The following is a 12,831-nucleotide window of genomic DNA, read 5'->3' as shown; positions in this document are numbered from 1 at the left end:
ATGGACCTGAACGCGCTGACGCTGCTCGTCGAGATCCTCGACGCCGGCAATCTCAGCAAGGCCGCGCAGCGGCTGAAGATGAGCCGGGCGAACGTCAGCTACCGGCTCAACCAGCTCGAGCGCTCGATCGGCCAGCAGTTGGTACGGCGCACGACGCGGCGCATGGAGCCGACCGAGATCGGGCTGAAGCTGTACGAGCACGGCCGGCGCATCCGCAACGAACTGCTCGCCGCGCAGGAGTCGGTGACGACGCTCGGCCAGGACCTGCAGGGCCGCGTGCGGCTGTCGGTGCCGAGCGGCTACGGGCAGATCGTGATGTCCGACTGGCTGCTCGCGTTCAAGCGGCGGCATCCGGGCATCGTGCTCGACGTGGTGTTCGAGAATCGCGTGGAAGACCTGATGCGCGACGAAGTCGACATCGCGATCCGCGTGATGTCCGAGCCGCCGCAGAATCTGGTCGCCCGCGACATGGGCGCGGTGCGCTACGTCGCATGCGCGTCGCCCGCGTTCGCGGCCGCGCACGGGATGCCGGCGAGCCTCGGCGCGCTGGCCGCCGCGCCGGTCGTCACCGCGACGGTGATGGGCCGGCAGCTCCGCATCGCCGCGTATCTCGGCGACGAACGCCACGAGGTGCTGCTCGAGCCGACGCTGATTTCGGAGAACTTCCTGTTCCTGCGCCAGGCGATCCTCGCGGGGATCGGCGTCGGCATCGTGCCCGACTACGTGATGCAGGACGACCTGCGGCACGGCACCGTCGTCACGTCGCTCGATGCGTACCGGCTCAGCATCTTCGGTACCCACATGTACATGCTGTACATGCCGAACCGCCACCACACGCGCGCGACTTCCACGTTCATAGAGTTCATCCTCGAACAGGCCGGAAAGTCCGGCCGGGGCGGGCCCGGCGGGATGCGTCAGGGTTTCCTGACGGATGACAAGCCGGCGGGCCCGCGGCGACAATAGCGCGCCGGGGCGGGCCGCACCGTTGCGCCCGCACCGACGTCAACGTCAACGTCAACATCAACGCCGCCGCCTCCTTCGAATTCACTGCTGCCGAGGGTTCAATGTTCGACCGGATTCGTCCGCATTCGCGTCCCTGGACGCTGCTCGCCGCCGTCGCGTTCGTCGCGTTGAACGCCGGCTGCACGTCCCCGTCCGCGCCGTCGGGCGCCGTCGTCCCGGTCGCCGCCGCGTCGGGCGCGGCCGTCCCGCTGCCCGGCGTTCACGCGCCCGAACTGTCGTCCGGCTGGACCGACAAGTCGGGCTGGACCTCGCAGCACTTCATGATCGCGGCCGCGAACCCGCTCGCGACGCAAGCCGGCTATGACATGCTGAAGGCGGGCGGCACCGCGATCGATGCGGCCATCGCGACGCAGATGGTGCTCGCGCTGGTCGAGCCGCAATCGTCGGGCATCGGCGGCGGCGCGTTCATGCTGTACTTCGACGGCAAGACGACGCAGGCGTACGACGGCCGCGAAACCGCGCCGGCCGCCGCGACCGAACGCCTCTTCTACGGGCCGACCGGCCAGCCGATGGGCTTCTACGAAGGTGTCGTCGGCGGGCGCTCGGTCGGCACGCCGGGCGTGCTGCGCATGCTCGACGCCGCGCATCGCGCGCACGGCAAGCTGCCGTGGCGCCGGCTGTTCCAGCCGGCCATCCGGCTCGCCGAACGCGGCTTCACGATCAGCCCGCGCCTGGCGATGCTGATCGCGAACGACAGGTACCTGAAGAACGACCCGGCCGCCCGCGCGTACTTCTACAACGCGGACGGCACGCCGAAGGCCGCCGGCACGGTGCTGAAGAACCCGGCGCTCGCGACCGTGCTGCGCCAGGTCGCCGACCGCGGCGCGAACGCGTTCTATGGCGGCGCGATCGCGCGCGACATCGTGACGAAGGTGCGCAAGCACCCGACCAACCCGGGGCTGCTGTCGCTGCAGGATCTCGCGCGCTACAAGGCGAAGGTGCGCGCGCCGCTGTGCGCCGACTACCGGCGCTCGGTCGTGTGCGGGATGCCGCCGCCGTCGTCGGGCGGCCTCGCGATCGCGCAGATGCTCGGCATCCTCGAAGCGATGCCCGACTGGCAACAGATCGGCGCGCAGAAACCGGTGCGCAACGAGGTCGGCTACGAGCCGACGCCGTTCGCTGCGCACCTGTTCAGCGAAGCCGGGCGCCTCGCGTACGCGGACCGTGCGCGCTACGTGGCCGATCCCGATTTCGTGCCGCTGCCGGGCGGCACCTGGGCGAGCCTCACCGACAAGACCTATCTCGCGCAGCGCGCGCGGCTGATCGGCGACACCAGCATGGGCGTCGCGCAGGCCGGCACGCCGCAGGGCGCGGCGCTCGCGCTGGCCGACGACCGCAGCCCCGAATTGCCGTCGACCTCCGACATCGCGATCGTCGACCGCTACGGCCAGGCGCTGTCGATGACGACCAGCATCGAGGACGCGTTCGGCTCCCGGCTGATGGTGCGCGGCTTCATGCTGAACAACCAGCTCACCGATTTCTCGTTCGCGTCGAACGACGACGGCCGGCCGATCGCGAACCGCGTGCAGCCGGGCAAGCGACCGCGCTCGGCGATGTCGCCGGAACTCGTGTTCGACAAGAAGACGAAGCAGGTAACGATGATCGTCGGTTCGGCCGGCGGCCCCGCGATCATCAATCACGTGACGAAGACGCTGGTCGGCGTGCTCGACTGGGGCATGACGATGCAGCAGGCGATCGCGCTGCCGAACTTCGGGTCGATGAACGGGCCGACGCAGCTCGAACGCGGCCGCGTGTCGGACGCGCTCGCCGACGGGCTGAAGGGCCGCGGGCACGACGTGCAGATCGTCGAGATGAACTCGGGGCTGCAGGGCATCCAGCGGCTGAACGTGCAGGGGCAGACGGTGTGGTTCGGCGGCGCGGACCCACGCCGGGAAGGGGTCGCGATGGGCGATTGAGCGGACGATGTTCGTCCGTCGGTGGCGGTGTGCGTGAAGCGGCGCGCACCGCCCATGAGGCTCCGGCGTTCATGCGCCATGCGCCCCCGCCCTCTCCCCGCGCCCGCCGGCCCCGGCCGCGCGCTGCCTCAACGCCCCGCCTGTACCCGATCCATCCCGGCGACACCGGCCGGCACGCGATCATGCGCTCGTAGCGCGTCCTATATCCGCCCAATCAATTTCGAAACTGTCTGATCGACGGCGCCTGCGTGCGTCCGTATAGTCGCTCCCCTTACATCGGGGCGACGTGATTGCGGTTCACCGCACACGCACCACCACACTTCACCCCTGCCTTTCGACGAAGCCGCACAGGCGTCATCCGGCTGCGTCACGCATAACGTTGATCAGGACTACGATTAATATGTCAGGTATCTCCGCTGCACACTCGCGTGCGACGCGTGCCCGCTCGCATGCTTCGCTCAAACGACAACGCACGCCGTCCGCCCGCCTGTCGGCGCTCGCCCTCGCCATCGCCGCACTCGCGCCGTGCTACGGCCACGCGTCCGGCACCGATCTCGTCGAGACCAACCTGATCGTCAAGGGCGGCGACAGCGGCGACCCGATCGCCTCGGGCGCCGGCTCGATCGCAATCGGTGCGGGCGCGAAGGCGACCGGCGAAACCGGTAGCGATTATTCCGCGATCGCGATCGGTGACAGGGCCGTCGCCAATGGTCGCTCGACCATCGCCGTCGGCGAAGCGGCGAACGTCCACGGCGATCGCTCGAGCGCCTTCGGCGTGTCGTCAAGCGTCAACGCGAATCGCGCGCTGGCGCTCGGCGCGGACGCGAAGGTCACTGCGCACGGTGCGGTCGCGCTCGGCCAGGGCAGCGTCGCCGATCGCACGAACACCGTGTCGATCGGCACGGCGGACACCCAGCGCCAGCTCGTCAACCTCGGCGCAGGCACGCGCGATACCGACGCAACCAACCTGTCGCAGTTGAAGCCCGTGGTCGCTGCGCTCGGCGGCGATGCGGCCGTCAACGCGGACGGCACCGTGCGCGGCCCGAACTACACGGTGGACGGGCGATCGTTCAACACCGTCGGCGGTGCGCTGACCCAACTCGACGGACGCGTCACGACGATCGACGGGCGTGTCACCACCGTCGAAAACAACGTCACGTCGATCCGCAACGACGTCACCGATCTCGGCACGCGGCTCGACAACGGCACGACCGGCCTCGTCCGGCAGGACCCGGCGAATCTCGCGATCTCGATCGGCGCCGACAAGGGCGGCACGTCGGTCAGCGTCGGCGGCACTGACGGCACGCGCACGCTGACCGGCCTGTCGAACGGCACCGGCGACACCGATGCCGTGACGGTCGCGCAGCTCAAGGCGACCGGGCTGATCGATCCGAACGGCAAGGCGCTCGGCGCGATCGTGTACGACGACCTGACGCTGAATCGCGCGACGCTCGGCGGCGTCGGCGGCACCTTGCTCGACAACGTCAAGGCAGGCGCGATCGCGGCGAGCAGCATGCAGGCCGTCAACGGCGGGCAGCTCTTCTCGATGCAGCAGCAATTCGAAACGCGCCTGGAATCGCTCGACACGCGCATCAAGAACATCGAGCAGGTCGGCCCCAACACCCGGCCGCCGACCGGGCAGGGCGGCCAGCTGGCGCAGCTGGGTGACGGCTCGGGCGCGACCGGCTCGGATTCGATGGCGCTCGGCCCGAACTCGAGCGCATCCGGCAACGGCAGCCTCGCGATCGGCAACAACACGACGGCGTCGGGCAACAATTCGGTGGCGCTCGGCAACGGCTCCGTCGCCGATCGCGACAACACGGTGTCCGTCGGCGCGCCCGGTCAGGAGCGGCAAATCACCAACGTGAAGGCCGGCACCGCGCCGACCGATGCCGTGAACGTGCAGCAACTGAACGACCACATCGGCAGCGTTCGTTCCGACATGGATCATTACCGGCGCGACGCAAGCGGCGGTATTGCGTCGGCGGTAGCGATCGCGAACTTGCCGCAGGCATCGCTGGCGGGCGAAAGCATGGTGGCGATCGCCGGCGGCACCTACAGCGGGCAGTCGGCCGTCGCGTTCGGCCTGTCGACCGCCACCCGCAACGGGCGCTGGGTGGTCAAGGCATCCGGGTCGACCAATACCCGCGGCACGGTCGCGGTCGGCGCCGGCGCCGGCTATCGCTGGTAACGCGCCACGGCTACATCGCCCGCATCAAGCAACAGGGGCCGGGGTTCTATCGATACGAACCCCGGCCCCTTCGCACTCGCTGCACGGACGCCAAACACAGTCCTTTCCGCCTGTACGGCCTACCCTCGCCCCTTCCACGGCACCACCCGCCGCTCGACCCAGCGCATCGCCAGATCGAACAGCCATGCGATCGCGCCGATGATCAGGATGCCCATCACGACGATGTCGGTGCGCAGGAAACTCGATGCGTTGAGCACCATCTGCCCGAGCCCGGCCGTCGCGGCAACCATCTCGGCCGCGACGAGCGTCGTCCAGCCGAACCCGATCGCGATCCGCAGGCCGGTGAGGATCTCCGGCAGCGCGGCCGGCAGCACGACATGCCGCACGATCTGCGCGAAGCTGCCGCCGAGCGAATACGCGGCGTTGATCTGCTCGACGGTTGCCGCACGCACGCCGGCGCGCGCGGCCATCGCGATCGGCGCAAAGCAGGCGAGAAAGATCACGACCAGCTTCGCCGTTTCGTCGATGCCGAACCAGATCACGACGAGCGGCAGATACGCGAGCGGCGGCAGCGGCCGATAGAACTCCAGCAACGGATCGAGCACGCCGCGCGCGATGCGGCTCACGCCCATCAGGATGCCGGCCGGCACGCCGATCGCGGTCGCGAGCAGGAACGCACCGAACACGCGCGCGGCGCTCCACAGCAGATGTTCGGACAACGGCAGGCCGCCCTGGATGCGGCCGTGCCATGCGTCGACGAACGCGGTCCACACTGCTTCCGGTGCGGGCAGGAACAGCGGCGGCAGCCACTGGAAATGCGTCGCGACCCACCAGAGCGCGGCCAATGCCGCGATCGTCGCAGCGCTCAACCCGGCCGTCTTTCCTTGCCCCGGCAACCGGTAACGATGTGATGTCCGGGCGGGACGCACCGCATGGCGCTGTTGCGCCGCGCGCGCATCCCGTTCGGAGTCGGCGGTCGCGCGATCGGCCGCCCAGGAATCCTGCGTGCTCATGTCGTCCTGCCTGTGCAATGTACTGATCCGGCCGCGCCCGACGGACGCACCCTGCCGCGCGAACTCGTGCATCACGCGGGCTCCGCGACCGCCTCGTCGCGATGCAGGTACGCGATCAGCCGCTCGCGCCACCCGATGAAATCCGGCGACGACTTCACCGCACGCGCGTCGCGCGATTCGACGTAGCGGCGTGCGAACGGCAACTCGAAGGTTTCGGCGATGCGACCGGGGCCCGGCGTCATCACGACGAGACGCGTCGCGAGGAACAACGCCTCCTCGACGTCGTGCGTGATGAAGAACACCGTCTTGCCGGTGCGCGCCCACACGTCGAGCACGAGCGCCTGCATCGTGCCGCGCGTCATCGCATCGAGCGCGCCCATCGGTTCGTCCATCAGCAGCACGCGCGGGTCGCTGGCGAGCGCACGCGCGATACCGACCCGCTGCTGCATCCCGCCCGACAGTTCATACACGCGTGCGTGCGCGTGGCGCTCGAGACCGACGAGCGTGAGCATCTCGCGCGCCCGCGCTTCGCGTTCGGCCTTCGATACGCGCGCAAAGCGCAACCCGAGCGCGACGTTGTCGAGCACGTCGAGCCACGGCAGCAACGCGTACTTCTGGAACACGACGCCGCGATCGGCGCCGGGGCCCGTGATCGGCACGCCGTCGACGCGCACGTCGCCCGTCGTCGGCGCGACGAAGCCGGCCATGCAGTTCAGCAGCGTGGTCTTGCCGCATCCGGACGCACCGAGCGCGACGACGAATTCACCGGCATCGATGCGCAGGTCGACCTGCGCGAGCGCCTGCGTCGTCGGCCTGCCGCGCTCGCCCGGATAGGCAACCGATACCTGGCGGACTTCCAGCGTGCTCATGATCGAAGGCCTCCGCGATGAGTGGGCTGAGTGGCCGCGCTCAGCGCGCGGCCTTCTGCACGAACTGCGGATCGACGCCGACCGAATAGTCGGCGAGCACCGTCTGGATCGTGCCTTGCGATTTGAGGAACGTGGCCGTGGCCGCGAGCGACTTCGCGGCGCCCGATTGCGCACCGCCGCCGAGCCACGTCGGCGATGCCTGTTCGGCCGCCGTCGGGAATGCGTAGAGCGCGAGGCTGGCCGGCACGTCCTGCGCGTTCGCGCCGGACACCTTCGCGACCGCCGCGACCTGCGGCGAGCCGACCTTCCACGCCGCCGCATGCGAGCGGTAGTCGGCGTCCGCCGCCGCGAGCACCTTCACGAAGCGCGTGACGAACTCGGGGTTCTCGCGCGCGAACTTGCGGCTCACGACGAAGCCGTCGAAGGTCGCCTTGCCACTTTCTTTCGCAACCTGGCCGGACGTCGTCAGCACGGTGCCCGACTGCTTGACCTTCGCGAGCACCGGGTCCCAGATATAAGTCGCGTCGATGTCGCCGCGCGTCCAGGCGGCGGCGACTTCGGGCGGACGCAGGTTGACGATCTTCACGTCGTTCGGATTGACGCCCGCGGCCTGCAGCGCGACGAGCGTATGGAAGTGCGACGTCGACACGAACGGCACGCCGATCTTCTTGCCCTTGAGCGCGGCGATGCTGGTCACGCCCGAGCCGTTGCGCGCGACGAGCGCCTCGGCGTCGTTGATGTTGTCGAGCACCCAGAACAGCGAGATGTCGAGCCCCTGCGACAGGCCTGCCGCGATCGGGCTCGAGCCCGCTTCGCCGAGCTGCACGGAGCCCGACGCGAGCGCGCGGATCACGTCGGCGCCGCTGTCGAGCTTGCGGAACGTGACCTTGTAGCCGGTCGCCTTTTCGACTTCACCGCTCGCCTGCGCGTAGCGCCACGGTACGACCATGTCCTGGTACGCGATCACGACTTCGCGCGATTCGGCGTGCGCCGCGCCGAGCGCGGCAAAGGCGGTCAGCGCGACGACGGCGCGGCGGATGAAGCTGAAACGGGACATGCGGCTCTCCTTCGGAATGCGGGCATTGCTGCGGGAGAGCCGACTTTACGGGCTTTGCGCGCGGCGGGAGCGAACTTATCCTGCGAAGCTATCGATGCCGTTTCAGCTTTGCTTTCCACGCTAGACCGGATTGCGCATCCGGTCGGATGACGATTGCCGCGCGCATGCACGGATAACCGCCGCGTCAACGAAAAAGCCCGCATCGCTGCGGGCTTTTTTCGACTGCTCGAGACTGTTGCAGATGGAAGTGAGCGCGACGCTCAGACCACCCCGGCCCCATGCGCCTGCAGATCGGCGTGATAGCTCGAGCGCACCATTGCGCCGACGGCCGCGTGCGTGAAGCCCATCTTGTACGCCTCTTCCTCGTACATCTTGAACGTGTCCGGATGCACGTACGCCCGCACCGGCAGGTGGTGCTCGGACGGCTGCAGGTACTGGCCGATCGTCAGCATGTCGACGTCGTGCGCGCGCAGGTCGCGCATCACCTGCAGGATTTCCTCTTCCGTCTCGCCGAGGCCGACCATCAGGCCCGACTTCGTCGCGACGTCAGGATGCAGCGCCTTGAAGTCCTTCAAGAGCTTCAGCGAGTGCGCGTAGTCCGAACCCGGGCGCGCTTCCTTGTACAGGCGCGGCACCGTTTCGAGGTTGTGGTTCATCACGTCGGGCGGCGCGGCGTTCAGGATCGAGATCGCGCGGTCGAGACGGCCGCGGAAGTCCGGCGTCAGGATCTCGATGCGCGTGTCCGGCGACTGCGCACGCGTTTCTCGAATGCACTCGACGAAGTGGGCGGCGCCGCCGTCGCGCAGGTCGTCGCGGTCGACGCTCGTGATCACCACGTACTTGAGCTTGAGCGCCGCGATCGTGCGCGCGAGGTTCTTCGGTTCATCCGCGTCGAGCGGATCGGGACGGCCGTGGCCGACGTCGCAGAACGGGCAGCGGCGCGTGCACTTGTCGCCCATGATCATGAACGTCGCGGTGCCCTTGCCGAAGCATTCGCCGATGTTCGGGCAGCTCGCTTCCTCGCACACGGTGTGCAGGTTGTGCTCGCGCAGGATCGTCTTGATCTCGTTGAAACGCGAGCTGCCGGTGGCCGCCTTCACGCGGATCCACTCGGGCTTCTTCAGCTTCTCGATCGGAATGACCTTGATCGGGATGCGCGCCGTCTTCGCCTGCGCCTTCTGCTTGGCGGTCGGATCGTAGGCCGGAGTCGCGGCCGAATCGGCCGGTGCGGGAGAAGCGGTAACGTCAGTCATTCGATTGTTCCAGTGCGTGCGGCTTGTCGGCGGCCGCGGATGCGCCGTCGAGGTTGGCGATCAGACGGCCCACCAGCGTGTGGGCGACGTCGTTCCAGTCGGCGGCAACCGCGAGGCTCGCCATGTCGACGGTTTCCAGTCCGGCATAGCCGCACGGGTTGATCGCAAGAAACGGGCGCAGATCCATCTTCACGTTCAGGCTCAGCCCGTGATAGCTGCAGCCGTTGCGGATCTTCAGGCCGAGGGCCGCGATCTTTGCGCCCTCGTGCACGCCGGACGCCACGTAGATCCCGGGCGCGCCCGCCTTGCGGACCGAAGCGAGATTATACGCCGCGAGGGTTTCGATCACGGCCTCCTCGATCTTCGTCACGAGCGTGCGCACCATCAGCTTGCGCCGGCGCAGGTCCAGCAGCAGGTAGACGACGATCTGGCCGGGGCCGTGGTAGGTGATTTGTCCGCCGCGGTCGACCTTCACGAGCGGCACGCCGCTGTCGGCCACCAGCAGGTGCGCCGGGTCGCCGGCCTGGCCGAGCGTGTAGACGGGCGGATGCTCGACCACCCAGATCTCGTCGCCGGTGTCGGCCGTGCGCGTGTCGGTGAACGCGCGCATCGCGTCGAAGCTCGCCTCGTACGCCTCGCGGCCCCGCCACCGCACGGTGACCGGCTGGACCGGCTGATCCGGAGCTCCGGCGGGCGATGCGGAAACGGCGACAGGCGTGGACACGATGGAAACCGGCGAAACGGACATGGGCGGTAGTTTACCGAAAACCCATGGGTCTCGCCGGCCTGGAGAGGGGGACGGATCGCCGGTATCCGTCGGATGAAAGGATGGTCAGACCGTGCGCCAGCCGTCGTGGAACAGCGCGCTCACGCGTTCGCGCAGCCGGGTCAGCCCGCCCAGCGCGACCTCCCGCGGCGGCCGCGACACCGAGAACGCGACGCACGCGCCCTCGCGGCCTTCCGCGCTGAGCCACAGCCGCTCGCCGCGACGCAGCTTGAGCGTCTCGCCGTCGACCAGGAAGTAATCGTCCACGTCGTTGCTGCGCGTCGCCCAGACCGGCCCGCACTGGACGGTCAGCCGCGTGCTGCGCTGCACCTTCATCGGCACGGTCTCGCCCGCGGGAATTTCAAAGGTGATGCTTGAAGAAATTTCTTGCATGATCGACTCCGCCAATAAGTGCTTCGATGGCTACAATCGTAGTCATTCAAAGGCGTCCGACCAAACGACCAATTTTCACGTCGATGTGAGGAAAATTAGCAAATGGACCTCCGCCAGCTCCCGGCGCTGAACGCGATTCGCGCGTTCGAAGCCGCCGCCCGCCACGAGAACTTCTCGCGCGCCGCCGACGAGCTGTTCGTCACGCACGGCGCGGTCAGCCATCAGGTGCGCGCGCTCGAGGAAGAGCTCGGCGTGCAGCTGTTCACGCGCAACGGCAAGCGGCTGTGCCTGACCGACGCCGGCATGCGCTACGCGCAGCAGATCCGCACCGCGCTGATGGTGATCGCCGACGCGACGCGCGACGTGCGCGCGAGCGACCGCGACCGGCGGCTGGTGGTGTCGATGCTGTCGTCGTTCGCCGCGCGCTTCATCACGCCGCGCATCGGCACGTTCATCGAGCGGCATCCGGAAATCGACGTCGAGCTGCAGTCGACCAACTCGCTGACCGATTTTGCGCGCGACGACGTCGATCTGGCGATCCGCTTCGGCTTCGGCAGCTATCCGGGGCTCCACGTGGAGCCGCTGTTCGAGGAGGTGTTCTTTCCGGCGTGCGCGCCGACGCTGAACGGCGGCAAGCTGCCGCAGACGCCCGCCGATCTCGTGCACTACCCGCTGCTGCGCTCGGACGACGAGCTGTGGCGGCCGTGGTTCGACGCGGCCGGGCTCGATACGCTGACCGAGCCGAAACGCGGGATTCTGTACCAGGATTCGTCGAACCTGCTGCTGGCCGCGATCGAGGGCCAGGGCATCGCGCTGGTGCGCCGCTCGCTCGCGGTGCACGACCTGCTCGACGGGCGCATCGTGCGCCTGTTCGACATCGACGGGCCGAGCCCGTGGCACTATTTTTTCGTGTGCCCGCCGCCGCTGCTGAACACGCCGCGCGTGCAGGCGTTCCGGACCTGGCTGTTCGAGGAAGTGGCCGAATACAAGCGGCTGTGCGACGAGCTGGACGCGCGGCGCGCGGCGGGGAAATGCCCCGCCGAGTGCGCGCTGGAGGGAGGATGGAAAGGGATCAGCGGCCGTTTGCGCTGATCCCGGACGCCGGAACGAGCGCTTAAAGGACGACCTTGACCATCGGATGGCCGGTCAGCGCACGGTAGATGTTGTCGAGCTGTTCCTGGCTCGTCGCGCGCACGGTGATCGTGAGGCCCGTGTAATTGCCGCCGCTCGACGCGCGCTCCTCGATCTTCTCGACGTCGATCTCGTTGTCGTGAACGGCCACGACCTTGAAGATTGTGTCCTTGAATTCGGGGTGCGCCTTGCCCATGATCTTGATCGGGAAATCGCACGGAAACTCCAGCAGCGACTCCTTCCGGGTCTCGATCGCGCCGGTCACCTCGACGGTTTTGGTCGGTTCGCTCATCATTTTCTCCGGGTCAGGTCAAACTGTTCAAATTCGCGTGCCTTCGCACGCTGGTACGCGTCATACAGCGCCGCGAACACGGGGCCCGGCTTGCCGCCCTGCACGGGCAGATCGTCGAGCGACGTCACAGGCAGGATTTCCTTGGTGGCCGACGTCAGCATGATCTCGTCGGCCGAGCGCAGCTCGACCTCGCTGATCTCGCGCGCGACGAACCGGATCCCGCACTCTTCGGCCAGCTGCTCGACCAGCGCGTAGCGGATCCCTTCGAGGATCTTGTTGCTGCGCGGCGGTGCGAACAGTTCGCCGTTCTTCACGATCCACACGTTCGACGACGAGCCTTCGGTCACGTTGTCGTCGCGCAGCTGGATCGTCTCGAACGCGTCGCGTTCGGCCGCATGCTGCGCCATCAACACGTTGCCGAGCAGCGAGATCGACTTGATGTCGCAATGCAGCCAGCGACGATCCTCGGCCGTCACGCAGCGCACGCCCTTCGCGCGCTCCGCTTCCGACGGCAGGCGCAGCGGGCTCGTCATCGCGAACACGGTCGGCACCGCGTTCGCCGGGAACGCGTGGCCGCGCTTCGCGACGCCGCGCGTCACCTGCAGGTAGACGAGCGCGTTGCCGTCGCCGAGGCCTTCGGCATTCGCCGCGACCACCCGCTCGATCAGCGCGCGCCAGCCCGCCGCATCGTGCGGGTCGTCGATGCCGATCTTCTTCAGGCTGCGCGCGAGCCGGTCCAGATGCTGTTCGATCCGGAACGGCACGTGCGCGCCATCGTGCGCATAGACGGGCACGACTTCATACACGCCGTCGCCGAAGATGAACCCGCGGTCGAGCACCGGTACACGGGCTTCGGACAGCGGCACCAGTTCCTCCTGCGCCGAGACGCTGAGGTAGACGATCGGTTCGAATTCGGCTTGGCTCATG

At 68.2% G+C, this 12,831-nt stretch carries 12 protein-coding genes; 4 read left to right on the top strand and 8 right to left on the bottom strand.

What is annotated here, in order from left to right; genetic code table 11:
* From BLS50_RS10145 to BLS50_RS10135, 3 genes are all read left to right on the top strand, one after another.
* Positions 1-963 carry a LysR family transcriptional regulator gene (locus BLS50_RS10145; RefSeq protein ID WP_074802151.1) on the top strand — a complete coding sequence of 321 codons (963 nt, stop codon included), beginning with the start codon at positions 1-3 and terminating at the stop codon, positions 961-963.
* 101 nt (positions 964-1,064) lie between these two features.
* On the top strand, positions 1,065-2,939 hold the full coding sequence (gene ggt, locus BLS50_RS10140) for a gamma-glutamyltransferase (protein ID WP_074802150.1): 1,875 nt from the start codon (positions 1,065-1,067) through the stop codon (positions 2,937-2,939).
* Between the two features lie 286 nt (positions 2,940-3,225).
* Positions 3,226-5,130: a YadA family autotransporter adhesin gene (locus BLS50_RS10135; protein WP_256333988.1), complete on the top strand. Its 1,905-nt coding sequence runs from the start codon at positions 3,226-3,228 to the stop codon at positions 5,128-5,130.
* Between the two features lie 119 nt (positions 5,131-5,249).
* Here the strand turns inward: BLS50_RS10135 and BLS50_RS10130 are convergent, their stop codons facing one another.
* From BLS50_RS10130 to BLS50_RS10105, 6 genes are all read right to left on the bottom strand, one after another.
* Positions 5,250-6,215, bottom strand: a complete 966-nt coding sequence (locus tag BLS50_RS10130; RefSeq protein WP_027806730.1) for an ABC transporter permease subunit — start codon at positions 6,213-6,215, stop codon at positions 5,250-5,252.
* Positions 6,215-7,012, bottom strand: a complete 798-nt coding sequence (locus tag BLS50_RS10125) for a taurine ABC transporter ATP-binding protein (RefSeq protein WP_012329291.1) — start codon at positions 7,010-7,012, stop codon at positions 6,215-6,217. The genes BLS50_RS10130 and BLS50_RS10125 overlap by 1 nt, the downstream gene beginning before the upstream one ends.
* A 40-nt stretch (positions 7,013-7,052) precedes the next feature.
* Positions 7,053-8,069, bottom strand: coding sequence for a taurine ABC transporter substrate-binding protein (tauA, locus tag BLS50_RS10120; protein WP_074802148.1), 1,017 nt, complete (start codon positions 8,067-8,069; stop codon positions 7,053-7,055).
* 260 nt (positions 8,070-8,329) lie between these two features.
* The gene (gene lipA, locus BLS50_RS10115; protein WP_012329293.1) at positions 8,330-9,322 is read right to left on the bottom strand and encodes a lipoyl synthase; all 993 of its coding nucleotides are present in this window, start codon (positions 9,320-9,322) and stop codon (positions 8,330-8,332) included.
* Positions 9,315-10,070 (bottom strand): lipoyl(octanoyl) transferase LipB, encoded by a 756-nt coding sequence (lipB, locus tag BLS50_RS10110; protein WP_054928077.1) that lies wholly within the window; start codon positions 10,068-10,070, stop codon positions 9,315-9,317. The genes lipA and lipB overlap by 8 nt, the downstream gene beginning before the upstream one ends.
* Positions 10,071-10,154: 84 nt before the next feature.
* Positions 10,155-10,481, bottom strand: a complete 327-nt coding sequence (locus tag BLS50_RS10105) for a DUF2917 domain-containing protein (RefSeq protein WP_011546304.1) — start codon at positions 10,479-10,481, stop codon at positions 10,155-10,157.
* 102 nt (positions 10,482-10,583) lie between these two features.
* Between BLS50_RS10105 and BLS50_RS10100 the strand changes: the two genes are divergently transcribed.
* Entirely contained in the window at positions 10,584-11,573 is a 990-nt protein-coding gene (locus BLS50_RS10100; protein ID WP_006485238.1) for a transcriptional regulator GcvA, read from the top strand.
* Between the two features lie 22 nt (positions 11,574-11,595).
* On the opposite strand, the gene BLS50_RS10095 is transcribed toward BLS50_RS10100, so the two are convergent.
* Together BLS50_RS10095 and BLS50_RS10090 are read right to left on the bottom strand one after the other, a co-directional pair.
* Positions 11,596-11,904 carry an HP0495 family protein gene (locus BLS50_RS10095; protein ID WP_011546305.1) on the bottom strand — a complete coding sequence of 103 codons (309 nt, stop codon included), beginning with the start codon at positions 11,902-11,904 and terminating at the stop codon, positions 11,596-11,598.
* Entirely contained in the window at positions 11,904-12,830 is a 927-nt protein-coding gene (locus BLS50_RS10090; protein ID WP_012329295.1) for a D-amino acid aminotransferase, read from the bottom strand. The genes BLS50_RS10095 and BLS50_RS10090 overlap by 1 nt, the downstream gene beginning before the upstream one ends.
* Position 12,831 lies beyond the last annotated feature (1 nt).

Origin of the sequence: Burkholderia orbicola, assembly GCF_900100915.1 — a bacterium.
GTDB classification, from domain to species: Bacteria; Pseudomonadota; Gammaproteobacteria; order Burkholderiales; family Burkholderiaceae; genus Burkholderia; species Burkholderia orbicola.
The sequence above is the reverse complement of the archived record's forward strand: the minus strand, read 5'-3'. Positions and strand labels throughout refer to the sequence as shown.